23 protein-coding genes are annotated in these 25,531 nt (G+C 68.6%); 7 read left to right on the top strand and 16 right to left on the bottom strand.

Annotation, left to right across the window (positions count from 1 at the left end; genetic code table 11):
- Positions 1–18: 18 nt before the first annotated feature.
- The 5 genes from D187_RS12375 to D187_RS12355 all read right to left on the bottom strand — a co-directional run bounded on the left by D187_RS12375 (position 19) and on the right by D187_RS12355 (position 5,108).
- Positions 19–1,176, bottom strand: coding sequence for a hypothetical protein (locus tag D187_RS12375; RefSeq protein ID WP_245591694.1), 1,158 nt, complete (start codon positions 1,174–1,176; stop codon positions 19–21).
- 237 nt (positions 1,177–1,413) lie between these two features.
- A complete protein-coding gene (locus tag D187_RS12370) occupies positions 1,414–1,749 on the bottom strand; it encodes a hypothetical protein (RefSeq protein ID WP_020917971.1) in 336 nt (111 codons plus the stop codon).
- Between the two features lie 36 nt (positions 1,750–1,785).
- Complete coding sequence (locus D187_RS12365; RefSeq protein ID WP_043429551.1) at positions 1,786–2,991, bottom strand: hypothetical protein; 1,206 nt, start codon at positions 2,989–2,991, stop codon at positions 1,786–1,788.
- 279 nt (positions 2,992–3,270) lie between these two features.
- Entirely contained in the window at positions 3,271–4,503 is a 1,233-nt protein-coding gene (locus tag D187_RS12360) for a DUF1990 family protein (protein WP_002632236.1), read from the bottom strand.
- Positions 4,500–5,108 carry a DUF1990 family protein gene (locus D187_RS12355; protein ID WP_002632237.1) on the bottom strand — a complete coding sequence of 203 codons (609 nt, stop codon included), beginning with the start codon at positions 5,106–5,108 and terminating at the stop codon, positions 4,500–4,502. The genes D187_RS12360 and D187_RS12355 overlap by 4 nt, the downstream gene beginning before the upstream one ends.
- Before the next feature lie 105 nt (positions 5,109–5,213).
- On the opposite strand from D187_RS12355, the gene D187_RS12350 reads away from it, so the two are divergent.
- Positions 5,214–5,504 carry a hypothetical protein gene (locus D187_RS12350; RefSeq protein WP_051256330.1) on the top strand — a complete coding sequence of 97 codons (291 nt, stop codon included), beginning with the start codon at positions 5,214–5,216 and terminating at the stop codon, positions 5,502–5,504.
- A 22-nt stretch (positions 5,505–5,526) separates the two neighbouring features.
- Positions 5,527–6,777, top strand: coding sequence for an MFS transporter (locus D187_RS12345; RefSeq protein WP_043429550.1), 1,251 nt, complete (start codon positions 5,527–5,529; stop codon positions 6,775–6,777).
- A gap of 103 nt (positions 6,778–6,880) precedes the next feature.
- On the opposite strand, the gene D187_RS12340 is transcribed toward D187_RS12345, so the two are convergent.
- From D187_RS12340 to D187_RS12330, 3 genes are all read right to left on the bottom strand, one after another.
- Complete coding sequence (locus D187_RS12340; protein WP_002632241.1) at positions 6,881–8,500, bottom strand: hypothetical protein; 1,620 nt, start codon at positions 8,498–8,500, stop codon at positions 6,881–6,883.
- A 640-nt stretch (positions 8,501–9,140) separates the two neighbouring features.
- Positions 9,141–9,503 carry a cupin domain-containing protein gene (locus D187_RS12335; RefSeq protein ID WP_002632246.1) on the bottom strand — a complete coding sequence of 121 codons (363 nt, stop codon included), beginning with the start codon at positions 9,501–9,503 and terminating at the stop codon, positions 9,141–9,143.
- A gap of 127 nt (positions 9,504–9,630) precedes the next feature.
- Positions 9,631–10,371, bottom strand: coding sequence for an alpha/beta fold hydrolase (locus tag D187_RS12330; protein ID WP_051256329.1), 741 nt, complete (start codon positions 10,369–10,371; stop codon positions 9,631–9,633).
- 191 nt (positions 10,372–10,562) lie between these two features.
- Between D187_RS12330 and D187_RS12325 the strand changes: the two genes are divergently transcribed.
- From D187_RS12325 to D187_RS12320, 3 genes are all read left to right on the top strand, one after another.
- Complete coding sequence (locus D187_RS12325; protein ID WP_043429725.1) at positions 10,563–10,955, top strand: nuclear transport factor 2 family protein; 393 nt, start codon at positions 10,563–10,565, stop codon at positions 10,953–10,955.
- Between the two features lie 353 nt (positions 10,956–11,308).
- Positions 11,309–11,740, top strand: a complete 432-nt coding sequence (locus tag D187_RS55015) for a hypothetical protein (RefSeq protein ID WP_155893327.1) — start codon at positions 11,309–11,311, stop codon at positions 11,738–11,740.
- Complete coding sequence (locus D187_RS12320) at positions 11,737–12,177, top strand: hypothetical protein (RefSeq protein WP_155893326.1); 441 nt, start codon at positions 11,737–11,739, stop codon at positions 12,175–12,177. Before D187_RS55015 ends, D187_RS12320 begins: the two co-directional genes overlap by 4 nt.
- A gap of 212 nt (positions 12,178–12,389) precedes the next feature.
- Here D187_RS12320 and D187_RS57690 read toward each other — a convergent pair whose 3' ends face one another.
- From D187_RS57690 to rtcR, 8 genes are all read right to left on the bottom strand, one after another.
- Complete coding sequence (locus tag D187_RS57690) at positions 12,390–14,642, bottom strand: S41 family peptidase (RefSeq protein ID WP_002632256.1); 2,253 nt, start codon at positions 14,640–14,642, stop codon at positions 12,390–12,392.
- Between the two features lie 403 nt (positions 14,643–15,045).
- Positions 15,046–15,585 (bottom strand): DUF2378 family protein, encoded by a 540-nt coding sequence (locus D187_RS12310; RefSeq protein WP_155893325.1) that lies wholly within the window; start codon positions 15,583–15,585, stop codon positions 15,046–15,048.
- 45 nt (positions 15,586–15,630) lie between these two features.
- Complete coding sequence (locus tag D187_RS12305; RefSeq protein WP_020917970.1) at positions 15,631–16,218, bottom strand: tRNA-uridine aminocarboxypropyltransferase; 588 nt, start codon at positions 16,216–16,218, stop codon at positions 15,631–15,633.
- Entirely contained in the window at positions 16,215–16,760 is a 546-nt protein-coding gene (locus tag D187_RS12300) for a hypothetical protein (protein WP_002632263.1), read from the bottom strand. Before D187_RS12300 ends, D187_RS12305 begins: the two co-directional genes overlap by 4 nt.
- Before the next feature lie 106 nt (positions 16,761–16,866).
- Positions 16,867–17,742 carry a DMT family transporter gene (locus D187_RS12295; protein WP_002632264.1) on the bottom strand — a complete coding sequence of 292 codons (876 nt, stop codon included), beginning with the start codon at positions 17,740–17,742 and terminating at the stop codon, positions 16,867–16,869.
- A gap of 125 nt (positions 17,743–17,867) precedes the next feature.
- Positions 17,868–19,220: a hypothetical protein gene (locus D187_RS12290; RefSeq protein ID WP_002632266.1), complete on the bottom strand. Its 1,353-nt coding sequence runs from the start codon at positions 19,218–19,220 to the stop codon at positions 17,868–17,870.
- A gap of 103 nt (positions 19,221–19,323) precedes the next feature.
- Positions 19,324–20,232: a hypothetical protein gene (locus tag D187_RS12285; RefSeq protein ID WP_002632268.1), complete on the bottom strand. Its 909-nt coding sequence runs from the start codon at positions 20,230–20,232 to the stop codon at positions 19,324–19,326.
- Positions 20,233–20,434: 202 nt separating this feature from the next.
- Complete coding sequence (gene rtcR, locus D187_RS12280; protein WP_002632270.1) at positions 20,435–22,057, bottom strand: RNA repair transcriptional activator RtcR; 1,623 nt, start codon at positions 22,055–22,057, stop codon at positions 20,435–20,437.
- A gap of 141 nt (positions 22,058–22,198) precedes the next feature.
- On the opposite strand from rtcR, the gene D187_RS12275 reads away from it, so the two are divergent.
- Together D187_RS12275 and rtcA are read left to right on the top strand one after the other, a co-directional pair.
- Positions 22,199–23,434, top strand: coding sequence for an RtcB family protein (locus D187_RS12275; protein ID WP_002632271.1), 1,236 nt, complete (start codon positions 22,199–22,201; stop codon positions 23,432–23,434).
- A 140-nt stretch (positions 23,435–23,574) separates the two neighbouring features.
- Positions 23,575–24,600, top strand: coding sequence for an RNA 3'-terminal phosphate cyclase (rtcA, locus tag D187_RS12270; protein ID WP_002632273.1), 1,026 nt, complete (start codon positions 23,575–23,577; stop codon positions 24,598–24,600).
- Positions 24,601–25,531: the final 931 nt, after the last annotated feature.

Below are 25,531 nucleotides of genomic sequence, written 5' to 3'. Positions count from 1 at the left end.
AAAAAGGGGGCTGGGGACTCAGTAGTACCCCTTGAGGGGCAGGCTGGCCGCGGCCTGGTCGTAAAGACCCGCGATCGCGGATTCCGCTTGCGTGATTCCCTTGAACGTCATTTCCTTGTTCTGGAGCGACGTGGCCGCCTTGCTCGCCTTCTCGCGATCCCGCCCCTCGTCCCGCTGGTAGCGCAGGGTCTGCATCAGCGACTCCATGGGAATCACCTCCACCGAGTGACCGCGGCCGAGCATCTGGTCGAGTTGCTTCTTCGCATGCTCCATGTTGTTGACCGGAACGAAGACCCGTTTGAGGTGATCCTTGAACATGACCGGCCGGTCGACCATCACTTCTCCGGACCCATCGTTGAAGCGGTGATCCAGATTCACCTTCTTCTCGCCCCTATCCCCCATCACGAGGTCGAACATCATCGGATAGGGCTGGGTGTTCCTCGCCCGGTGGGGCAGCGCATCACGCAGTTCCTTCTCCGTCTCCAGTTGGCGCAGACGGCTCTGGGCCTGCTTCAGGTCCACGGTGAGGTTGCTGTTACGGAAGCTTTCCCCTCGTGGCAGGTTCCAGTTCTTGACGATGTGGCGAGTCTTGCTCAGCTCCTCATGGAGCTCTTTGCCGCCGTACAGGTGCGGGCTGAAGTTGGTCGACTTCTGGTTCAGCTCGAAGTAGCCCAGGGCCCTGCCCAGCCCCAGGGAGCCCTGGCCGAAGTAGACGGAACTCTTCTCTCCCGGGACGTTCACGTCGCCCTCGCCCGTCACGCGCTTGACGCCGTAGTTCCTGAGCATCGTGGGCGGAACCAGGCCCCCTGTCTTCCCCAGCCCCTCCCATGCCTTCGAGGAGGTGGAGTGGAAGAGCTTGCCGCCGTGGGAGGTGTAGTGGCGCAGCTGCTGCACGCCCGCGTCGATCTTCGCCTTGCGCTCTCCCGGCGAGTTGTTGGTGTGGATCACCTCGGGGCGCTTGGGGGCCGCCGCGCCGGGCTGGTGGCCATGGAAGTTGTCCCGGGGCGGGGGCATGGGTGCCGCGGGGGGCGGGTAGTGCGCGGGCTGGGGCGCATTCGCCCAATGATTGGGGGGAAGCGCGCCGGGATAGTCGTTGGGCTCCGGGGCATGGGGCCGATGCGCGGGGGCGGGATAGGCGCCGGGAGGCGGCGGAGGGAACCGGACCTGGTTGGGCATGATCACGACCTCGAAGCAGGAGTGGGGAGCGCTACGGATTCAGAGGTGGCAGTCGGGCACACGGACACGAGCCGTGTTCCCCTCGGCCTTCGGTGGGGTATTGAGCAATGGCCGTGCCAGCCTCCCTCGAGGAGCAAGGGCCCGGATTTACTGGGAAGGGTTCCTACGGTGTCCCGATTTCCCCTTCTTCCCTGGTGACAGCAGTCACCAGGGTGGTGACTCGAGCCGCTGGCGGGCTCAGTTCACCCAGGACAGCTCGAAGCGGTCGGAGGCCTCGAGGCCGTCGCAAATGGCCTGCAACACCTGCTGGGGAGGCTGGGCCAGGTCCACGTAGCCCTCGAGCTTGTACCTGCGGATGGCGGGGTCCTTGGAGAGCTTGCCATCCGCGCCGCGCTTGAGCTTGGGGCCCTCGACGAAGAGGCTCTCGGCCAGCAGGGTGGTCATCCACTCGTAGGTTTCGTCGTCGTCGCACTTCACCTGGAGCTGGCCGTCGGCGGTGATGCTGATTTCGGAGGCAATCCCCTGGGGGTAGTCCTCGCCGGCCTTGGGAACTGCACGCAGAATGGTCGTCATGGCTGGGATGTTCCTGGGAAGAAGGGGACTGGGGAATCAGCGCCGGCTGGGGAGGCTGGCCGCGGCCTGGTCGTAGAGCTCCGCGATCCGGGCCTCCCGGATCTCGGTGTTGTAGGTGCTCTCGTTCCTGTTATCGATCGTCGCTTTTGCCTTGTTCGCCTTCTTGGGATCCCGTCCCTCGGTCCGCCGATAATTCAGCGTCTGCGTCAGCGACTCCATGGGAACCACCTCCACCGAGTGACCGCGACCGAGAATCCGGTCCATTTGCTTCTGCGCATGCTCGAGGTTGTCGACCGAAACGAAGACCCGCTTGAGGTGATCCCTGAACATGACGGGTCTCGGGACGACCACTTCTCCGACCATGCTCTTGCGACCCGTCCCCGTCACCTTCTCCGGCGTTATCACTTCACGGCCGTTGTCCGCATTGAACTCGAACATCACCGGGTAGGGCTGGGCGTTCCTCGGCCGGTGGGGCATCGAATCACGCAGTTCCTTCTCGGTCTCCAGCTGCCGCAGGTGGCTCCGGGCCTGCTCCAGGGACAGCTTCGCGATGTAGTCATGCGACTGGAAGTTCCTGTCGCCGACATCCCAGTTCCTGACGATGTAGCGGGTCTTGGCGAGCTTGTCGTTCAGCTGCTGGTTGCTGTACAGGTGCGGGCTCATGGCGACCGAGGTCTTGTACAGATCGAAGAACGACATGGCGGTCCCCAGGCCCTCGGAGCCCTGGCCGAAATAGACGGCCGGCTTCTCCTTGGGGATGATGGTGTCCCCCTGTCCCGCCGCGCGCTTGATGTTGTAGTTCTTGAGCATCGTGGCGGGAACCAGGCCCCCCGCCTGGCCCAGTCCCTCCCACGACTTCGAGGAGGTGGAGTGGAAGAGCTTGCCGGCGTGGGGCTCGAAGTGACGCAGCCCGTCCACGCCCGCTTTGATCTTCGCCTTGGCTTCTTCCGGCGAGTTGCTGGTGTGGGTCACCTCCGGGCGCCTGGGGGCGGCCGGGGCGGCGGGCTGTCTGGCACGGAAGTCGTCCTGGGCCGCCGGGTGCATGGGCGGGGGCCGGTTCGTATTCGCCCAATGATTGGGGGGATAGGGATAGTCGTCGGGCTCCTGGGCATGATGGGGCCGATGCGCGGGCCCGGCGTGGCCGCCGGGATAGCCGGGATAGTCGTCGGGCTCCTGGGCATAGGGCCGATGCGCGGGGTAGGCGCCGGGAGGAGCGGGGGGATACCGGACCTGGTTGGGCATGGTCACGACCTCGAAGCAGGAGTGGGGAGCGCTACGGATTCAGAGGTGGCAGTCGGGCACACGGACACGAGCCGTGTTCCCCTCGGCCTTCGGTGGGGTATTGAGCAATGGCCGTGCCAGCGCTCCCCGTGGGATAAGGTCCCGAATTTCCTCGGGACGATTTCGGGAGATACCCAGTTTACTCCTTTTCCCCTGATGACTCCAGTCACCAGGGTGTGACTCGAGCCACCACCCCCCGAGACCCGGCAGGGGGAGGATCACGGGTCCCGGTGCCAGATGTCACCGCAGTGCGGCGAGCAGCTTGCCCCCAAGCGCGGCGGCCACGGCGTCTTCCGCGAGTCCCGCCACCGCGTTGGGCACGCCCAGCCGGCGCGTCATGAACCGACGCAGTGCGTAGAAGGTGAAGGACGAGGCCACCGCCGCCGCGGCGCCGAGCACCGCGTGGAGCGGGGTGAGCTGGCGTCGTGGCGCCACGGCGGCCCCGGCCAGCGCGCCCGAGAGGGCCCGGCCCACCAGCGCGGGCGGGGAGATGCGCGCGGGCATCCACGGCGTCTTGTCGGCGGCCACCTCGCCCGCGGACAGCGCCGCGAGCGCGCGCGACACGAGGGGCGAGGCGAGCAGTCCCAGACTTCCCGAGGGCGCGGTCCGGGGCTCGCGGGAGAAGTGGAAGCCGAGCAGGGCCGGGGCGCTGAAGCTGCGCATGCCGGCGAGCACTCCGAGGCCCAGGGTGTTCCACCCGTTGCCCCGTTGGTCCCGCTCCATTTCGTGCTCCACCCCCATCAGCCGACGGCTGAGGCCCCGCTGCGAGGCGAACTGCACGGGCAGCCGCCCCACCCGGAGGTTCGCCTCCTGCAGGGCATGGGCGTCCGGGTGCTGTTCCAGGTAGCCGCCGCGCAGCAGCTCCCTCAAGCGCATGTGGGCCAGGTGGTGCCAGGCGCGCTGGTAGCGGCGGCCCACCAGCTCGAAGCCCACGTAGCTCCACCAGTTGGGGAACTGTCCCTCGCGCCACGCGGCGCGGATGTGGAAGCGCAGCTCGCCCGTGCGGTGATCCTTGCTGAGCTGGAACCACTCACGCCCCGCCTCGACGTGCCCCTGCAGCGTGTCGATGCTGAAGCCGTAGACGGTGCGCTCGTCATCCACCTCGGAGCGCACGGCGCGCACACGCACCGGACAGAGGTAGCGCAGGCCCACCAGGGGCCGCAGCTCGAGCATCATCGGCCGGCCCAGCAGCGGCATGGCGTCGCTGAAGTGTCCGTGCACGATGCGCGGGTCGGAGAAGCCCATGCGCGCCACGGCTTCCTTGAGCTTGTGGAACGCGTCTCCCTCCTTCGGCGGGCCCGGAGCGTCACAGCCGATGATGGCCTGGGATTCCACCTGGCTCCAGCCGTTGTCGAGCGTCATGTCCTTCTCTTGCACCTCGAAGTTGAGGGGCAGGGTGGATGCGCGCGCGAGCCGCTCCATCACTTCCTTGTCCGACCAGCCCGACATCAAGCGCCACTCGACGTTCGTCATGTCTCGTCTCCCCGTGCGAGATAGGTGGGGCCCTGGACGTCGTCCTCTTCCTCGTGCTCCTTTTCCATCACGGTCGTGTCCGCGTGGATGAAGCCGATGATTCCCTCACCCACGGTGAGGGCGACGTTGTTCACGAAGTCCGTCCAGGTGTTCGTCTGCATGGCCTCGCCGCCGGTGTAGAACCCCAGGTAGATGATTGGCGAGCCGGAGCGTGCCCGGCTTCGAATGTGGAAGATGACGTCGCCCCGCTCATTCCGGTAGGCGCCAAACGTGATGCGTCCCGCCTCGGGGTGGCCGGGCAGGGTGCCCAGGGTGAAGCTCTGGCGATCCTGGTGGATGACGCGCACGTGGCACCGGCCCGCGCCCCGGATGCGCACCTCCATCTCCTCTCCCAGTTTCAGGGGCCCGTCGGGGTCTCCCGTCCGCTCGAAGACACACAGCTCCTTGGGGGCGAACTCGCCGAAGTGCAAGGCCACCCACTCCATCACTTCCGTGGGCGAACTCGCGCAGCGATCGATGAGTCCCCAGTAGTCGCGCTGCAGCAGGGGACCCGCTCCATCCGCCGCGAATAACAACCCCTCGTGTACCTGCTCGCTCGCTTGCATGCCCCTCCCCTCCACCCCTCGCCCTCCGGGAGGGAGGACTTAATATGGTACGCAGCGCCAGGGGCGCACGGAGCCACACCGGCTTCGTCACATGGGGGAGGCGGGATGCGGCAGGACACGAATCCGGCGAGTCATCGGTCGATGAAGGAATACCGGGCGGCGGCGGTCATGCGGGCCGAGCACGCGGAGAACTCCCTCACCCGGCTCCTGGAGCAACAGGCGGCGAAGATCCCCTCGGATGTCTTTCTGTTCGCCAGCCTGTGCTCGATGGCCTTTTCGCTGGGCGCGGAGCTGACGGGGCACGAGCGCGCTGCCCGCTTCACCAGCATGTGGGTGGGGCCCCTGCTCATCATGGGCGTCTACACGAAGATGGTGAAGACGTTCGGCGCGCGCTGAATTCTCCGCTAGCGTCCGGGGCGTGACGCCTACTTCGTCCCGGTCTCGCAAGGTGGCCCTGCTCAGCGCGCTGTACTTCGTGCAGGGGCTGCCCTTCGGTTTCCAGACCACCGCGCTGCCGGTGTACCTGCGCACGCAGGGTGTGTCGCTGATGGTCATCGGCAGTCTGGGCCTGCTGTCGCTGCCGTGGATGGGCAAGGCCCTGTGGGCGCCGCTGGTGGACCGGTATGGCTCGGAGCGCGTGGGGCGGCGCAAGTCGTGGATATTGCCCATGCAGTTGGGGCTCGCGGCGACCTGCGCCCTGGCGGCCTTCGTGCCGGTGCCCGACGCGCTCAAGGCCCTGTTGGGGCTCGTCTTCCTGATGAACCTGTTCGCGGCCACGCAGGACATCGCGGTGGACGGGTTCGCGGTGGACCTGCTGGAGCCCCATGAGCTGGGCTGGGGCAACTCGGCCCAGGTGGTGGGCTACAAGCTGGGGATGCTCACCGGAGGCGGGCTGCTGGTGTGGATGAGCGGCTCGCTCGGCTGGCGGGGCATCTTCCTGGTGATGTCCGCCTTGTCCCTGGGCGTGTTCGGACTGGTGGCCCTGACGCGTGAGCCCCGGCGCGCGGAGGGGGTGGGCGGGGGGGAACGCCCGTCGTGGCACGAGGTGCGCGAGCGGCTCGCCGCCGCATGGCGCCTGCCGGGCACGGGCTGGGTGCTGCTCTTCATCGCCACCTACAAGCTGGGCGAGACCCTGGTGGACGTGCTCTTCAAGCCCTTCCTCGTGGACATGGGCTTCACGCCCGCGCAGATCGGCCAGTGGGTAGGCACCTGGGGCATGGTGGCGTCGTTGCTCGGCTCGGCGGCGGGGGGCTGGCTGGCGGCCCGGATGCCCCTGCTGGGCGCGCTGGCGCTCGCCTCGTGCCTGCGTGTCATCCCGCTCGGGGGTGAGTGGTGGCTGGCGCTGCATCCCCCCTCGGCCCAAGGCGTCATCGCCGTCACCGTGGCGGAGCACTTCTTCGGGGGCGTGCTCACCACGGCCGTCTTCGCGTTCATGATGTCGCGGGTGGATCGGCGCATTGGCGCCACGCACTACACGCTGCTCGCGAGCGTGGAGGTGCTGGGCAAGTCCCCCGGGGGGCCGCTCGCGGGGCTGCTCGCGACCCGGTTCGGGTGGAGCTATGCCCAGGTCTTCCTGTTGGGCACGGTCCTCTCCGTGGCCTTCGTGGCGCTGCTCTGGCCCCTGCGCCGGGGCGAGCAGGCCACCCGCTCCGTGTCCACGTCACCCTGAGCCGGGGCGAAGTCCGGCGGTGTGCCCCCCGGGGGCGCGTCACTGGCCCGGCAGGCCGGAAGAGGCCTGGGAGTCCACCTGGCTCCCGGACTCCTCCTGGCACTCAGCGGAGAATCCGCCGCATCGTCGGTGGGTACACCACCTTCGGTGGTTTGCCTGGCACGAGGCTCCTGAGCTTCAGCGGCCTGCCGGGTGGCGGCGACGCACTCGCCAATCCGAAGAGGAAGCTGTAATCGGAGGCCCACTCCGAGTCCCCGGCGATACTCGCGTTCTTGTGACAATTGATGCAGTTGCTCGCCTCTTCCGGCGAGCCCGTCTGGATGTACGTCTCCATCGTCGTGTTGGCGATGGGGACGTTGAGGGGCGGAGTCGCACCGGTGAAGGGCAGCGGGGTCTTGACGGGCGTCGTGGGATTCGGACCTGGCGCCGTGGACCAGAGCGTGTTCACCAGGATGTAGTTCTTCCAGACGGAGTCCGGGTAGTTCTGGGCGATCGCGGCCTGGACGGTCTGGTTGGCGGTCCGCGCGGCCGGATCGATGGGTGTCAGCCGGGTCACCTGGATGGGCACGGGAGCGGGGCAACCCTCGCCGAGCCAGTAGGGGGGTGACACGTTCGGCGTGCAGTCCACCGTGACCGAGGTGCTGCCATCCACCGAGCAGGACTTGTCCAGCTCGATCGTCCGCGGCCTGCACTGGGGATCGTAGAAGTTCCAGCTCGTCGTCCCGGGGTCCGCGCCGTGATCGGGCGCGTTGTTCACATGCTCGAAGGTCGCCCATATCCAGGTGGGCTGGGAGACCGTCTTGTGGACGATGTGAAAGCCCACCAGTGCCACCGTGGTGGCCCGGCACTTCTGGGTCGTCGGCTCCACCACCACCGCCGGGGAGAGCTTGTATGCGTTCCACCGGCCGTCCGCGGGATTGGGTACCTCCATCCACGCCGCCTTCAGCTCGAGAGAACCAATCGTATTCGCCTGCCGGGAGCCCATCGGGTTCACCAGGGGGCGACCCGTGCCCCCGTCCACCAGGGCCTGTTGGTTGGCCGCGTTGTAGAGCCCCTCGTCCACGATGTACGCGTATTCTGGCTGGCTGACCCGGACGTCATACCAGACGTTGGTGCCATGGGCGGCCCCCAGCCACGAGGGGAGCGCGAGCGGGAACGCCTGATTGCCGCTCCCCGAGGTGAACTGGGTCTCGAACTTCGAGACCACGTTCAGCGCCAACATGGATCTGGCCTGTTGGGAGCTGACGTTCGCCTCGGCCAGACAGTCCTCTGAAATACTCGGCGGTGTGCCCCAGGGAGGGGGCGTCCCCCCCTCTGGTGGGAAGAGCTGCTGCTTGCTCATGAACGTCTGCCATTGAACCGATCCGAGATCGCCGGGCGTGCCGAAGAAGGCGTCCGCCGTTCCACCCATGGCGGCGGACGGCCAGTTCAGGGAGATGAACTCCGCCCAGGCGAAGCAGTTCGCGTCGAGCTGACTGGAGACACGGCTCATGTCTGGCGGGATGCCAGGGCCGAAATGGATGTTCTGGGTGCCGCTGCACGAGAACCACGGGGCGCGTTTACCGGTCGAGGGAGCCTTGATCTCCGGGGGCGCCTTCGGCGGCGCCTTCTGGGCCTCGGTGCCCGCCTGTGGTTCCTGGTTGGAGGGACGGTTGACGCAAGCTCCGAGCACGAGGAGCCCCGGGAGAGCCAGACGCCCGAGTGAAACGGGAAGTGAGGACATGAATGTGTTCCTTCCTGGCCAGCGGTGGCGTTCACACGGGGTGGGTGAAGTCCGTGAGGCTGATTGTCCACTGAGGGTTCAGGGTGCTCTGCCTCCGTTTCTCATTGGGAAAATCGATGGGATTGGACGGAGTAACGAATGGCTTCGCCATGTGGGGCTCCTGTGGTGTGGGGACCGGGGTTCGTCAGCGGGTACGAACACCCAGGCAGCGTCCCGCCACCGATACCACCAGCACGGGCCCACACACACAATCCATGGCAATCAATGTCGCGAAAACCACACGCTCCGGCCGGGCACGAACAGCCAGACGCGTTGTCTGGACATTGCACTGCCCTCCAGCAGGAGCAGGTTCGCACACCGGGGCACGCGCTCTCCATGAGCCGCGACCGCCGGGGAGGTTGCGTCCGCGCGCTCGCGGCGGCTTGTCCGGATGAGATCTGTTCGTCAGGGTCCGCAGCAACGCCCCCGGGGCCGCAGCGCGAGCGCCTGGATTCGCCCCCACCCGCACCGGCGCGCCGCAGGGGCTGTACGTCAGCGCATTGCTCAGGCGGCTGGTCGGCACCTGGGCGATGCGGTCCGGGTCCCACTCGCCCTTCGGCTCGGGCTCCACGTCCCGCTCCACGTGCCGCCCTTGCTTCGCTCAGGCGTCGCGGTGCACGGTGTCGGGAGAGAAGGCCGGCAGGCAGATGGCGATGTACTCGGCGCCCTCGGCCTCGGGGGTGCTGTAGCGCACCCACTCTCCCGCCTCGGTCACCACCGCCTGTCCGGCGCGCACCTCGAGCACGCCGCCGCGGTGCTCCACGCGCAGCAGGCCGCGCAGCACCACCGTCATCTCCTGGAACTCGGGGGTCTGTCCGGGCTCGAGCCAGCCGCCCGGGCTGCGCATGTGGGCGACGCTGAGCCCGGCCTGCCGCGTGTTCACCCGCCCGATGTACTCGTCGATGAGCTTGGGCTTGTTGCCCGCGGAGGTGACACGGGTGGGCGCGGCGATGAGGGTCGGCATGGGCTGTGCTCCTGGCAAAGGGAAGGAGGACAGTCTAGCGGCCCAGATTCGAGCCAGGGAAATACACCGGACCACGCCAGCGCGAAGTCTACTCCTGGCACGCCTCATCGAAGGGCCGGCGCGGAACTCACTCGCCGAGCAGCACGTCCCGCAGGAGCGCGAACGTCGCCGCCGGATCCTGCAGATGCATGTCGTGGTGCAGGTGGGGCAGCCTGCGCACATCCCACCCGAACCCCGTCAGTGCCGTGGCGAGCGCCTCTGGCAACACGGCCTTGCTGTCCGCGGAGAGCACGACGGTGGAGGGCACGAGGGGCCTGGCGGCGACCACCGGGTGGAAGGCGATGTCCCGGAAGACGCTCGTCGCCATCCGCTTGTCGAAGCGCGCGGTCGCGTCCGCGAGGAGGCGCCGCGTGCGCTCCGGGTAGCCCTTGCGCGCCGCCGCGTTCGAGCGCGCGGTGATGAGGGCGGCGACACCGAGTGTCAAGGCCGGAGCCGCCCAGAACAGCCGGCCCCGGAGTCCGGAGGTCGGCAGGCCCAGCTGGAAGCCCGGATCCAGGTACACCGCGTGGCCGGGCCGCAACCGCTCCACCGCGGCCGCGAGCACCGCGCCTCCGAGCGAGTGGCCCACGACGACGTCGAGGTCGGGCGGGAGGGTCTCGACGAGATCGTCGGCGAACTCGGCGAGCCCCCACGAGTCCGGCCGCGGACTGCGGCCATGGCCCCGCAGGTCGGGCGCGAAGACCGTCACCTCGCCCGCCGCGCGGAGCTGCTCGATGAAGGGCTCCCAGGTGGACGAGTCGACACCGAGTCCATGTACCAGTCCGATGCGGCGGGGGCCGTTGCCCACGAGCGTTGTCTCGAGTCTCACGGGGCGAACATACCCACCCGCACGGCGCCGCGGCAAAAACATCCCGGGTGCTCGCGCCGTGCTCCAGGAGGGCCTTGGTGCCGCGCTGGCGGGCACTCGGGTTGTCCGCATTCGCCGGAGGTGAGAACATCAGGCGAACAACGGAGGCGACGGCGTTGCCCGAGTTCGCCACCTCTCCCGGGATGGAACCGATGGCGGCAAATCCTATCCGCGACTGGCACGCATACATGGCCGCGCCAACGCGCGAGGCACTCGACGCGTTGCTCGCCGACCACGTCGTCTTCCAGAGCCCCGCGGTACACACGCCGCAGGAGGGCAAGGCGGTGACGATGAAGTATCTCACCGCCGCCACGGAGGTGCTCGGCGGCCCCGCCTTCCGCTACGTCAGCGAGTGGCGCGGCGAGCGCTCCGCGGTGCTGGAGTTCGAGTGCGCGCTCGACGGTGGCATTCAGGTCAACGGTGTCGACATCGTCGAATGGGACGAGAGCGGTCGCATCACCCGGTTCAAGGTCATGATCCGGCCGCTGAAGGCGCTCAACGCGGTGGTGTCCGCCATGGGCGCGGCGCTGGCGAGGCTCGGCTGAGGCTCCGTGCCCGTGCGGCAGGGAGTGAAAGGAGCGGACGGCGCGACGTTCTTGGGCCGGGCCGCAGCGCGGGACGGAAAGCGCTGGACATGAAACACCAGATTCTCGCCTTGCTCCTGACCGGATGCGCCACCGGCGGCGCTGGGTTCTCCCACCTGCATCAGACCGCCAGGCTTCCCTCTCCTGCGCCGGCTCCCGTCCCCCAATTCCCCCATCCCGGATACACCCCGCCAGGCGCTGGTGCATCGGCGCTCGGACAGCCGTGGCAACCACCTGACGCACCGGTGGATCGTTCACCGAACCGGCGGATTCTTCCTCCAACGCCAGGGCCGGGTCTCTGGGCTGCGGATGAGGTGGAAGCGGTCAAGCGGCCAAAATACGACGAGATGCCCGCCATGATCGCGGGTGTCCGACTTCCTTCACCGAAGGATGAGAGCACAGAGGCCACGCGCCGTTGCGCTGAAACCATGAACAACGCTCTTTGGGGAGTGCGACTTCACGAAGCCATGGCCCGACTTCATCCGGACGTTCGAGCATGTGTCGCTGCCCGCTTGTTTGAGTATTGCGCCATCCGTCGAGCATTCAATCTACACAAAAAACTCATGGCGGCGGGTGCCGAATCTTCCCGCGCTTTGGAACGACGCGAGGCGGCTGTAGGCGTTGCCGTCTTGTTTGCTCGGCGCACCTGCAACGAGCAGACATATCCACGCGAGGCGGCGGATATGTACAACAAAGCAGCCGATGAGTGGGCCAAACAGAACCGTATGGCGAAGGAAGAACCATGAATGAACCCCCTGATCCTCGCTCATCGATGACTCCCGAGGAAGAGGAAGCTTTCGACAGATGGGACGCCTACGTAGGATGCAAGGTCGATCTCTACTGTACGAAAGCGTGGGCGGAACGCCGGGACTTCAACGACCTTTCCGCTGAACTCATGCACCTCGGCTCCCCAGCGCCAGATTCCGGGCACGAGTTCTGGCGAATCAAGTGGTCGTCAGGTGATGATGCACGGGAAGACGAACTGTTCGCGTGGGCGCAGCGCAAAGCACTTGAGTTGAAGCCAAGCGTCGCGGGTTTGGACTGGGTGTCCCTGGCAACACAGCTCTATGAAGGAGACGTGGCGGAGGAAGCTCGTCGCTTGTTTCCGGATCCAGACTTGCCCGATGAACCACACGTGGGCCCCGGGTTGGTGTTCTTCCACCTGCTGGGGTTGATTTCGTAGCCTCAAGCTGCAACCGCGGCTCCTCTCGGATGGCTTATGCCGAAGGGCAGCCCAAATGCGCTGGCCTCCGAGGCGAAGGTCGAGGAGTTCGCCCGGGGGCCGCGCTCGGTGGCGGGCAACCTCTATTGGATGCGGCGGGAATCGAACCCGCCGCTGGAAGCCTCGGGTGAGAGCGAACCAGAAAGGGTGGGGAGGACCGCTTGGAGGCTCTCCTACCGCGGCGTCCCTCCCGTCACCTTGGCGCCCACGCCCTTGCTCACGAGGTACTTGAGTGCCCGCTCCAGCACCTCGTCCTGGCCCTTCTGGACGCTCGCGAGGGAGGGCCGCACGAAGACCTGGGGCTTGAGCCCCACGCGCTGCAACTGACGGCCGTCCACGTGCCGCACGTCGTCGCCGGAGAAGAGCAGCGCGATGCCGCCCGGCAGCACCATGTTGGTGACATCGCCGTCGGCGCCCGCGCTGGGCGTGCCGATGAAGGTGGTGTTGTTGGCCGCCTCGAGGAACAGGCCCGTGTACTCGGCCTGGCTGATGGTCCGCTCGTCGATGAGCATCACCGTGCGGCCGACATAGGGGGTGACGTCGGCCTGGGGCAGGGGCTGGAAGTACTTGTAGCGTCCGCCCAACTCCTCCGACGAGACGATGTTGCGCTCGATGATCGCCCCGTGGGGCGCCTTGCGCGCGTTGAGGTACGGCGCGAGCGCCCAGGCGGTGCCGTTGGGGTAGCCGCGCATGTCGAACACGAGCGCCTTCGTGCTCTTCATCTTCTCGAACAGGGTGGCCACGTCGGTGGGCCGCAGGCGCGTCAGGTCCACGTAGCCCACGCCGTTGCCCAGCATGCGCCAGGCATCTCCCGTGGGCGGCTTCTGCAACGACTCCATGCTCCGGGTGAAGCGCACCTGCTTGCGCTGTCCCGCGGCGTCGCGCACGCCCACCGTGGCCTGGGTGCCCTCGGCTCCCGACAGGGCACGCGCCAGCAGGCGGTGGCGCAGGTGCGTGGGCGTCGAGGCCGTGACGTAGGGCTTGAGCGCGTCCATCCGCTCCGCCAGGGGCTTGCCCTCGTACGTCTCGATGACCTGCCCCGGCGCGAGCCCCGGGGCGGCCGCCTCGTCCCACACCCGGGTCACCACCGCCTTGCCCTCCAGCTCCATCGTCTCGAAGGGGGCCAGCACGCCGGCGATGCCGCGCTTTTCCAACTCGGGATGGCCGTGCAGGGTGGTGTGTCCGTCCTTGAGCCACGTGCTCATCTCCGCCACCGCGAGCGCGTACTCGGCGGCGTCCTTGGCCTTGGAGAAGCGGGGCAGGAACGTGGAGAGGGCCTTGTCCCAGTCCTGATCCATCAGGTGTTTGTAGGGGTAGAAGAACTCGATGATGTTCCACATCCGGAAGAGCGCGAGCAGGCGATGGGGCTTGTCCGGGTAGGGCATGTCCGCGTACGCCAGGTCCGCCTGCCACCGGCCCGGGGGAAGATCCGCCTCACGCACCTTGGGCGCCTTGCCGCGCACCGGCTTGCGCGCCAGCTCGAGCGCCTTGAGCAGCGCCTCGTCCTTGCCCGAGCGCGAGCGCTTGGGCAGCACGGCGTCCGCGCGCAGGGGCACGCCCAGCTCGCTCAAGCGCACCACCGCCGTCAACCCGGCGCCCAGGTCCACCCGCGTGCGCTGCACGCTCGAGCCATCGTCCAGGCGGCCCTCGGTGACGAGCTGCGCCAGGCCCTGGGCCTTCATGGTGAGCACGCGCGCGTCCACGGAGGACTGATCATCCAGAAGGAAGAGCAGGGGCAGGGCCTTGCCGGGGGCCTGGGGCGAGATGCGCTCTCCCGTCGAGGAGAGGAAGGACGTGGCGAAGTCGCCGCTCGAGGAGATCGTCTGTGGGCGGTAGCCCGAGTGGTACACGGCGCGGGGCCCGGGCACCTGCAGCTCCTGGGTGAGCAGCAGCGGCAGCACCTCGCCCAGCGCCTGGCGCATGGACTCGGAGGCGCGCGGATCCAATCCCCGGGCGCGCAGGTCGAGGATGACCGCCTTGGCTCGGGAGAGCTCCTCGCGCAACGGGGCGGTCGGCTGCATCACGCCCATGTTGACCACGAGCACGTCCTTGCCCTCCCACCGGCGCGGCTCGCGCGTGCGGGCCGGGTCGGCCGGTGTGCTTTCCTGCCGCTCGTCGGGGCGGAGGATCCGCGTGGCGGGATCGTTGAGCGTCTCCAGCATGTCCTGGACGGCCGCGGCGTAGGCGGCGCGGTCCTTGGCGGCCTCGACGCGGGGCAGCGCCGTTATCAGGGCGGCGTCCCAGTCGATGGATTTGTAGGCCAGGGAGGGGTGGCGGTACTTCACCTGGCCCCACAAGCGGGCCAGACGGTTCAGCCGCTCCTCGGGGGAGGGAAGCTCGGGGGCGTTGGGGGTCGGCGCCGCCGAGGCCGTCCAGGCGATGAGCCCGGCGGCCAGGATGAATCGGGTAAGCAGGGTGCGCAGCATGTGCCTTCCTGGAGGATGGAGACCATCCGGCACCGGCAGGCTAGCTCACCCCCGTGGATTCCCCGAAGGGCGGAGTGCGTCCGGGCCCAGACTCTCCGCTTGATCGCCGCCCCCGCCGCCGCGCGGAGGGGGGCCCCCGGGTGTGAAGCCGTTCACTTTCCGGGAGTGAACGGCTTCACAGACGAGGGCAGGCAGGCGTGGGATGGTGCGTCGCGGAACAGGGAAGGGGGTTTCGGGTTGCGAGGGGGATCGCGACCTGGAGTCACCGACCCCGGGAGGTGGGCGCCTCGTCTTGGTCTCACCTCCCTGTTCCCGCGAGCCGGGGGGCACGCGGGGTTTCTCCGTGGCCCGTTCCTCGATGCCGAGAGGTATCGGGGGGCGGGCCTCGGTTTTTCCGGGGGGCCTACGGCCTCCAGGTGATGTGGAAGGTGGCCTCGTCGGCCTCGCCCTGGGTCAGCAGCGTCACGGACACCTCCCGGGCGCCCGTTCTCGTCAGGGCCTCGGTCAGCAGGCCCCGGTAGAAGTTCGGGTGGCGGGCGTGGTTGAACCCCAGCTCGTAGTGGCTCGGCCCCACCTTGCGCAGCGTCGTCTCGGTGAAGTTGTTGGCGCTGCGGAAGTTGCGGCTCATCCGCTCGAGCGAGCGGTGGGGACCGATGACCCGCGTCACCGCGGCCACCGCCTTGCCCATCGCCGTCTGCTGGTAGGCGCGCATGAAGGCCCGGCCCAGCTCGAAGCCGGCTTCCTCCCGCGGCAACCGGGGCCAGAGCTCGGCCACGATGAAGTTGAGCACCTCGGTGTACTTTTCCACCGGATAGGCTGGCTGGAGCTGGCGGGGATCGACGCCCAACGCGCGAAGCCCGGTGAGGTGCTCGGCCGTGAGGGGCTGGCCCAGCACGCGCAGCAGGGCCTCCATCGTGTAGTCGTAGACCAACTTCTCCGTCACGGCGCTCACCCTACACCAGGCGGGCGCCGCGAACGGGCTTCCCGCTCAATCCTCCTCGGAGAGCCGGCCCCGGGCGGCCAACACCCGGTCGATCATCAGCTCGTGCAGCGCGTAGAGGGGGCGGGCCACCTCTTCCCCCTCCAGCACGGAGAGTGCTCCGGCGATCGCCTCCACCGTGGACATGCCATAGGGGTGGGGGGGGCGGCGCAGGCGCCGGGTGTCCGCGGCGGGCGGGGGCAGGGCCAGTCCCGGCATGCGGCTCAACCCCAGGCGCTGGTACATGCGCCGGGCCTGGGCCCAGTTGCCGTCGAGTACCAGCAGCCGCTCGGGTGGAGGCGAGCCGGGCGGCGGCGGCGGGGCGTCCGGGAAGACGATCCACGTGCCCGGCGCGTCGAGCACCGACAGCGCGAAGGGCTGGCCCGGCGCTCCGTAGGGCAGGATGTGGCAGCGGGGCAGGGCGAGCGCCGCCAGGCGCGCCGTGTTGGTGGACTTGTGGGCTTCCTTGTGGTGGCGGATGACGAGCACCCCGGTGCGGGTGTCCACCCGCGGCACCTCGGCGCACAGACACAGGGCACACGGCAGGTAGCAGCCCGGACAGCGGCCGGCGAGGTCCGCCGGGGTACTGGACCTCATCGGCTCTGGCGGTAGCGCTGCATGAAGGCGCGAGCCTCGCGCAGCTTCGTCTCCACGAAACGGTCCTCCGCGTCCACCTCCTCGTCGGCGTCCAGGGCGAGCTGGAAGAGGGCCGAGAGGTGGGCGGGGTTGATGTCCAACCACTCCGCGGTGCGATCCAACACGTTGCGGCGCTGGCCGCTGAACGTCTCGGGGTTCTCCTCGGGCATGCACCGGCAGATGCGCGCCGAGTCGCTGCCCACGTCCACGTAGAGCCCGAGCACCTCGGTGTCCAGCTCGGTGGAGATGGCGGCGGCCGCCTCGGTGACGTGGGCGGCGAGGGCGTGCGCGGCGGAGCGCTCGGTCATGGAGCGCACGAGGTAGACGCGCCAGCCGGCCTCGCCCAGCGTGCCCGCGGCCTCGAGCGGCGCGAGCTCGGCGGGCGGGGCGGAGATGCGCGTGAGCACCCGGCGCACGGGTGCCTCGATGTGCTCGAGCTGGGCGCTCGAGGTCGGGCAGAAGAAGACGACGCGATACTCACGGCTGTCGATGGAAGGTTCCATACGGGTACTGCTTCCGTGGGGGCAAGACGGACTGGCGTGGAAGGAAGGGAAAAGAGGACCATTCCCCCGGCCCCGAGCGCAAGCGGGGATTTGGGACGGCTTCCATTTATGTGCATCCCCCGCTCGGCGCCACCTCGACGGACGGGGCGGGAGCACGGGGTGCCCGGGCCACCCAGACGCCGGTGCCCAGGACGATGAGGCCCCCCACGAGCCCGGAGGGACCGAGCGGTTCGGCGAATACCGCCCAGCCCACCAGGGCGGCTGTCAGCGGCTCCAGGTAGGTGAGGGCCGAGCCGGCGGCGGCGGGCACGCCCTTGAGCCCGGCGGAGAAGACGGAGTTGCCCACGATGCCACACAGGATGGCGCCTGCCCCCACCCACAGCAGGCGCCCATCCAGGGCGGGGGGAAGGGCGTCGCGCCCGAAGACGAGCAGGAGCACGAGCGCCGACAGGGGGGCGTGCAGCGAGTTGATGGCCAGGGGCGAGAAGGCGCGCGAGGCCTCCTTGATGGAGAGCACGTTGGCCGCGAAGAAGAGGGCGCTGGCGCCGCCGAGCAGGGCTGTCTGGGGGTCGGCGAGGCCGCCGCGGGGCGTGCCCAGCAGGAGCGCGAGGCCCAGCAGGGTGAGGGGGGCGCCGAGCAGGGCCCGGGGGGAGCGGCGCTCGCGCAACACCCACGGGGCGGCGAGCGCGATGAGCAGGGGGGCGAGGTAGTGGGTGAGCACGGCGACGGCGACGGGGCCGCGCTGCACGGCGGCGAAGAAGAGGGCGGCGTTGGCGGCGTCGCACAGCGCGAGCACCCCGAGCGCGAGCGTGGCGCGCCGGTCGCGCCAGGCCCCGCGGCTCAGCACGAAGGGGGCCGGCAGCGACATGAACACCAGCGAGAGGAAGGCGCTCTGGGTGCCGGACAGGCCCGCGGGCCGCAGGAAGAGGGACCAACAGCCCCAGAGGGCAGCTCCCACCGCGACCATGAGGAAGGACTTCACGTGGACTCCTGGAAGGGCCGGGCGCGCGGGCCCGGGGGCCGGCAGCCTACCCGAGGACCTGGAGCGGCGCGGGGGATGCCGGAGGGCGGGCGGGAGCGCTCGCCCGGGAGCCCGGCGGAGGGGCGTCAGCCGATGCGGCCGATGACGGCGCCCCGCTCGTAGACGGTGATGGGGCCGTCCTCGGAGACGTTGAGGGCCACGCCGCGGAAGCTCGCGCGCCAGGCGGCGAGCGCCCGGGCTCCGGGCATGCTGGGCTCGCGCACCCCCAGGCGGGCGATCTCCTTGGGACTGGAGATCATGCAGGCGATGTCGAGGATGCTGCCGTCCGCGTCGAGCACGACGGCGCCGTCGGTGGTGGCCGCGGCGGTGATGACCTGGCGCTGTGCCCAGACGGCGATGTTCTGCCCGCGCAGGGAGCGGCGCAGGTGGGAGTTGGCGGCGAGCGGGTGGCCATGGTCGGGGATGAAGTCGGTGAGATCCTCGCGCGATTCGAGCAGGCAGAAGAGGGCGCCGGTGCGCTCGAAGGCCAGATCGATGGCGGCGCGGAGCACGCCGGTGACGACGTCCTCGCGAAAGCGCATGGAGATGCGCTCGTGCAGGGCCGCGTAGTCCAGCACGCGCCAGTGGCCGTGGGTCTTCTGGAAGACGGAGCCCTTGCCACTGAGGATGAAGAGATCTCCCTGGGGCGAGGCCACGAGCGCGACGTCATGGGGCGAGTGGGACAGCACGGCCTGCACGGGCAGGAGCGTCTCGTGGGGGGCGTAGCGCAGCGCGGCCTCCTGGCGATCCATCTCCGCGAGCGAGATGAAGCCGATGATGCTGCCGGAGTGCATGCTGCCGAGCAGGGCGACGCGGCGGCCGTCCACGACGGTGCGGATCCACTTCTCGCGCAGCAGCGCGTTCTCGATGGAGATGCCGCCCGGCAGGGGGATGAACTTGTTCTGCAGCTTCTGCACGAGCTTGGGCGCCTTGCGCGCGACGATGAGGCAGTGGCGCACGGCGCGGCCCTCGTAGGTGAGGGCCATGGAGTCCTCCACGGCGCGGATCCAACTGGACATCTGCTGGGGCCGGTAGTTGAGGAAGCGCGCGACGGCGCGGCGCAGACGGGTCTGCTCGAGCGAGGCCCAGTGCTCGTTGAGGGGCAGGGCGGCGGAGACGCGGTTCAGGTCGTCGTTGAAGACGCGGCAGAAGGAGCGGGCGAAGTGGCTGTCGCTGGTGCGCACCGGGCGCCGCAGGTCGATGAGCAGGCCGGCCTGGGGGGTGGGCTGATCATCGAAGTAGAGCAGGGCGCCCAGCCGCGTCTCGTCGAGCGGAATCACCTTGGGCTTGAGGGCCGCGCGGGTGCCCAGCGCCTCGACATGGGCGGCGAGCTCGTCCGCCGACAGGGTGGACGTGATGCTGCCGGGGAAGATGTCCTTGAAGGCGGTGGCCAGCGAGGCGAGTGCATCGAAGATGGCCAGGGGCCTGCGCGTTCGCATCGGGGGGCATCCTATACGGAAGGAATGCGGCCCCCGCCTAGATCCTCGTCGCTGGTTTCGTGGCGGAAATTTCCTTTGGCCGCCCCTGGGGCGAGCACCCGCGTCAACCGCAGGTGCCGCAGTCCTGCTTGCAGGACGTGCCCGCGTTGTTGCTGGCGCACGTCTCCGGGAACTGGCAGCGCCCATCCCCACAGGTGTAGATGTCCTGGGTGCGCAGCCGGGTGCTGAGCGCGTGGTAGGTGACACCACCGCGGGTGCAGCGCGTGAAGTAGGTCCCCGTGGCGTCGTGCTGGCAGACCTCATGGCAGCTGCCGACGTGCACGAGCGGCGCGCACTCCTGCTTTCCCATCAGCGCGCACGCGCGCAGGCTCGCTCGGTTGCCGCCCAGCATGCCCTGGTCGTTGCCGACGAACAGGCCCTCTCCGGTGAAGAGGTTGCCGAAGAAGCAGGCCTCGCGCAGGGGGTAGCCCGCCAGCTCCCCGCTCGTCGTGGGGATGCGAACCCCCTTGGCGCTGGTGCCCTGCACCGACAGGAGGACCGAGCGCCCATACTTGTTGGTGAGGGCCGCCAGGCACGCGCTGACGACCTGCTGCTCCTCCAGGGTCGCCGCGGCGCCGTTGGCCCAGCCCGGTGCCAGCCCCAGGCCGCCGGGCCACTCGTACCGGGTGGAGCCCAGCGTATAGCCGCGCGTCTGTCCCTCGGGCACGGCGCAGCGCACCAGGTACTTCATGAAGAGGTTGGACTCGGAGGGGTGCAGCCGGAACCAGGAGGCGAACAGGGGACTGGACAGGCCGTTGAAGGCGAGTCCGTTGAAGGCGAGCCCATTGAAGGCCAGGCCGTTGAAGGCGAGCCCGTTGAAGGCGAGTCCATTGGGGGTCAGGCCGTTGTCGTCCTCGATGGCCTGGGTCACCTGGCCGGGTGCCGCCTCGGAGGGGGCGGCGGCCTCCTCGACCGGGCCACAACCCATGGCGAGGGCCACCCACAGCATTGCGCGCGGCACGAGCGTCTTCATGGTGTTCTCCTGGTCTGGCCGGCGCCGTACCTCTGGGGGAGGTCGGCGGCGGTGTGGGTTGCCGGGAAAATTTCGCCATTTCCGCGAGACTGGGAAGCGTGTGAATGAAGGTTTCCCGTGAGACTGTCGTCCAGGAACGGTCGCTTCGTGCTCCAGGTGACAACCCCCCGGGTGGATGTGGCGCCTACCCCTTGTGGTTCACTCAGGCCTGGACGCCGCTCCACTCCAGGCCGAAGCGGGCGAGGTATTTGCGCAGCCGGTCCGCGTCGTTGACGCTCTTCTTCTGTGCCCGGGAGCAGGCGAAGAGCATGCGCCCCGCGTCGGACAGGGAGCGGGCCTCGCGGCACACGGCGAGCACCTCCTCGAGCTGGGCCCGGTCGAAGCGGTCCAGGGCCTCGGCCTTGTCCTCCCCGAGCACCCGCGTCACCAGATCCTCCGCCGCGACGGGCCGGGCGGTGGACGGGGTGGGGAGCCACGCGGCGCGCAGCCGCTCCAGCTCCTCGTCCACGCCCTCGCGGGTGATGCGGCCGCCGGGGGCGAGCGTGGCCATGCGCAGCACGGCGGCATTGAGGTCGCGGAAGTTGCCGCTCCAGCGCGCCTCGGCGGAGGTGGCGAAGCGCAGGAAGTGGGCCTGGGCCTCCTTGTTCATCGTCACGCGCGTGCCGAGCGCCTGCGAGGCCTGATCCATCTCATAGAGGAGGTTGGGGAGGATGTCCTCGGGCCGCTCGCGCAAGGCGGGCAGCCGGAAGGTCCACAGGTTGATGCGCGCGAGCAGATCCTCCCGGAAGCGTCCGCGCTCCACCTCGGCGAGCAGATCCCGGTTGGTGCCCGCGAGCAGCTGGAAGTCGCTCTCCACCTCCTTGTCCGAGCCCACCGGCAGGAAGCGCTTGTCCTCGAGCGCGCGCAGGAGCATGGCCTGCTCGTCCGCGCCCAGCTCGCCGATTTCGTCGAGGAAGAGCACGCCCGCGTTCGCCTGGCGCAAGAGCCCCGGCCGGTCCGCCACCGCGCCGGTGAATGCCCCCTTCACGTGGCCGAAGAGGGCGGACATGGCCCCGTCGCCGCGCAGGGTGGCGCAGTTGACGTCCACGAAGGGGCCGCTCACGTGCCGCCGCGCCTTCTTGAGCTGGTAGATGCGCCGGGCGAGCTGGGACTTGCCCGCGCCGGTAGGACCCATGAGCAACAGGGGCGCGCGTGAGCTCGTGGCCACCTGTTCGATGCGCTCGATGAGCCGGTTGAAGGCCGCGTTGCGCGTGTCGATGCCCGCCTTGAGGAAGGACAGGCCCTCGCGCTGCTCCTGCTGGAAGCGGCTCGCCAGGGTGTCGTACTTCGACAAGTCCAGGTCGATGAGGGTGTGCGTCCCCGGCCCGCCATGGTCCCGGCCGGAGGCCGGAGGCGAGGTCTGCACCAGCCGCGCGGGGATGTGCCGGCTCTCCACCAGGAGGAACAGGCTGATCTGCGTGATGTGGGTGCCCGTGGTGATGTGCACGAGGTAGTCCTCCTGCTCGGGCTGGAAGGGGTATGTGCGGGCGTAGTCGAGCAGCGCGCCGTAGGTCTCCTCCAGGTCCCACGGGTTGCGGATGCCCACGGCGGTGGGGCGCACCTGGGTCTCGGGGGAGACCTGCTGGATGTCCTGCTCCACCGTGCGAGCCAGCTCCTCCTGGCCGGGGGGATGGAGCAGCTCGAAGCGGTGCACCAGCAGATCCTCCTGCTGACAGAGCCCCACGGAGGGACGCCACTTGTCCCACCTCCGGGGCCCCCGGCCCGCGTCCAGGTTGGTCCCCAGCACCCCGAACACCACCGTCTCGCGGATTCGCGTCTTCGCCATGAGGATAGGGTTCTTATCCCAGGGGATAGGAAAGGGCCGGGGGATTCGCCGCTCCCCTGGGAAGGAGGGTTGGCACGCGGCCTGCTCTACCCCTCCGCGTGACCCGGGACGGACCGGGCAGACGATTCGAGGAACCAGACCATGCGGACCGAGCGCGACTACGAGGTGCTGACGAACGAGGCGGGTGGGGTGCCCATCAAGGCGTGGACGGTGGGGGTGCCGTTCGAGGACGAGGCGAAGAAGCAGCTGCGGGCGATGGCGGCCCTGCCCTTCGTCCACAAGTGGGTGGCGGCGATGCCGGACGTGCACCGCGGCTTCGGCGCGACGGTGGGCAGCGTGGTGGCGACGGCGGGCGCGGTGATTCCGGCCGCGGTGGGCGTGGACATCGGCTGCGGGATGATCGCCGTGCGCACCACGCTGCGCGCGGAGCAGTTGCCGGACTCGCTTGGCGGGGTGCGCTCGGCCATCGAGCGCGCGGTGCCGCACGGCCGCACCGACAACGGGGGCCGCAATGACCGGGGCACGTGGAAGGACGCGCCCTCGGCGCACCGCGAGGCCTGGGGCCGCCTGAAGCCCGGCTATGACGCCATCCTGGAGAAGCACCCGCGCCTGGGCCGGGGCCCGGACCTGGGTCACCTCGGGACGCTGGGGACGGGAAACCACTTCATCGAGGTGTGCCTGGATGAGGCGGACCACGTCTGGGTGATGCTGCACAGCGGCTCGCGCGGGGTGGGCAACCGCATCGGCAGCCACTTCATCGAGCTGGCCAAGGAGGACATGCGCCGCTTCTTCATCCAGTTGCCGGAGGCGGACCTGGCGTACCTGCCCGAGGGAACGGAGCACTTCGAGGACTACCTGCGCGCGGTGGGCTGGGCGCAGGAGTACGCGGCGACCAACCGCGAGCTGATGCTTCGCTCGACCGTGGAGGCGTTGCAGGCGAGCGGGGAGCTGCCGGAGTTCTCGCTCACGCAGGCGGCGGTGAACTGCCACCACAACTACGTGTCGCGGGAGCACCACTACGGCAAGAACGTGCTGGTGACGCGCAAGGGGGCGGTGCGGGCGCGCGAGGGGGACCTGGGCATCATCCCCGGCAGCATGGGGGCGCGCTCGTACATCGTGCGCGGGAAGGGGAACGCGGAGTCCTTCCACTCGTGCAGCCACGGCGCGGGCCGGGTGATGTCGCGTGAAGCGGCCAAGCGGCGCTTCACACTGGAGGACCACGCGCGGGCGACGGAGGGCATCGAGTGCCGCAAGGACGCGGACGTCATCGACGAGACGCCCGGGGCCTACAAGCCCATCGACGAGGTGATGCGGGCGCAGGCGAGCCTGGTCGACGTCGTCCACACGCTGCGGCAGGTGGTGTGCGTGAAGGGGTGAGCGGGAAGCACGGACCCTGGACCCGGGAGGACGCCATGAGGGGATAGAGACATCGAGACGCCCGCTTCCCTTCCGGTCAGTAGGATGGGGGAGCGGGCGTCGCTACGTGCGGGCAGAGGGAGTACAGGGAGGGAGTTGAGATGATTCGCATTGATGGTTCGAAGGGAGAGGGCGGCGGACAGGTGCTGCGCACGTCGTTGGCGCTGGCGCTGGTGACGGGGACGCCCTTCCAGATGGTGAATATCCGCGCGGGGCGCTCCAAGCCGGGGCTGTTGCGCCAGCACCTCACGTCGGTGAAGGCGGCGGCGGCGGTGGGGGGCGCGGAGGTGGAGGGGGCGGAGCTGCACTCGCAGGAGCTGACGTTCCGGCCTCGGAGCGTGAAGCCCGGGGACTACCACTTCGCGGTGGGCACGGCGGGCAGCGCCACGTTGGTGTTGCAGACGGTGTTGCCGGCGCTCTTGAGCGCGAGTGGGCCGTCCACGCTGGTGTTGGAGGGAGGGACGCACAACCCGGCGGCGCCGCCGTTCGACTTCCTGGCCAAGGCGTACCTGCCGCTGGTGCGGCGGATGGGGCCACAGGTGGAGGCCACGCTGGAGCGGCCCGGGTTCTTCCCCGCCGGGGGAGGCAAGTTCCACGTGAGCGTGCAGCCGGCGCCACTCGTGCCCTTGCACCTGCTGGAGCGGGGAAACGTGGTGCGGCGGCGGGCCACGGCGATGTTCTCCCAGGTTCCCTTCGACGTGGCGAAGCGGGAACTGGAGACAGTGGGGCGCAGGCTCGGCTGGAGCGAGGAGGAGCGGCGGGTGGAGGAACTGAAGCGCGCGCCCGGGCCGGGAAACGCGTTGTCCCTGGAGGTGGAGAGCGAGCACGTCACCGAGGTGTTCACCAGCTTCGGGGAGCGGGGCGTGCCCGCGGAGACCGTTGCCTCGACCGTGTCGGAGGAGGCGCGGGTCTACCTGGAGGCTGGAGTCCCCGTGGGGCAGCACCTGTGTGATCAGCTCATGTTGCTGCTGGCCCTGGCGCGTGGGGGCTCGTTCCGGACCCTGCCGCTGGATGGACATGCGCGCACCCAGCTCGAGACGTTCGCCCACTTCCTGGACGTGAAGCTCTCGGTGAAGGAGCTGTCCGCCTCGGTGTTCGAGGTGGGCGTGGATCGGGCGTCCGTCTGAGCGAGTGCTGGCCTCTGCGCCGGGGCCTGCATCGCAGGCCGAGTGGGTCGTTCCAAGTGCTCCAAAATAGCGCGCACCCCACCGGGTGTTGTCAGGTACGCCAGCACCTAGCGCCTGCATTTGCAGTCCACTAGCAGGACGGCTAGGGCTGACGTGATCCCCAAGGGGGCTTCACGGTGAGTGCACCAGCATGGCGCACTTCTCTTGGGCTCCCGTCAACAGTCTTCCGCCTGCCTCTCTGCTCCCCCTACCTTCAACATTGCCCCACTTCTCCTGTACGAGCTTGAGATATATTGGAGACGCCAGTCTGGAGCCAAAACTGCGGGTTGCATTAGTCCTAGGAAATTTATGAGATGTTGGTCTAGTAGGGCATGCTCGGACTCTTATGACCCACCACCATTACCACTATTGCTGCGTGGAAAGACTAAACGGGACGACGGCACCAACGACCAGTTACTCTGCGGAATCACCACACGTGAAACCATTGAAAGAAAGTGTTTGTCGCATCAACTTTGAGAGAGCACCGGCACGGGCTCGGGTGCTTTCGTGCTGAACTTTCAGGTCAAGGTCCATTTCCCAGAGATGGATCGCCGTGTCATTGACGTGCAATGCCCGCGTTGTGAACTGGAGACACCGGTGCGGTTGGGCGAAATCCGTCGCTGCGAAATCATCATCTGCCGTGGCTGCCACGCGAACGTATACCTAGAAGACTACCTTGGTGGTATGCATCGAATGCGAGCCCACCTGAAGCGCATTTTCGGTCAGCTAGGTAAGTAAAGGAGGATCCTTGGACCCGACTCTCATTCAGCGCAGTCGCTATGTACTGAAGGCGCGTGTACGCCGTGCACAGACCTGCCCTGAGCAGCTCTTTTTCTCGGCCTGTAAGCATCTCGTCGACTGGCTAACACTACTGCGTCAGGGTCCCGAAAGG

The sequence above is a fragment of the Cystobacter fuscus DSM 2262 genome (assembly GCF_000335475.2).
GTDB classification, from domain to species: domain Bacteria; phylum Myxococcota; class Myxococcia; order Myxococcales; family Myxococcaceae; genus Cystobacter; species Cystobacter fuscus.
The sequence above is the reverse complement of the archived record's forward strand: the minus strand, read 5'-3'. Positions and strand labels throughout refer to the sequence as shown.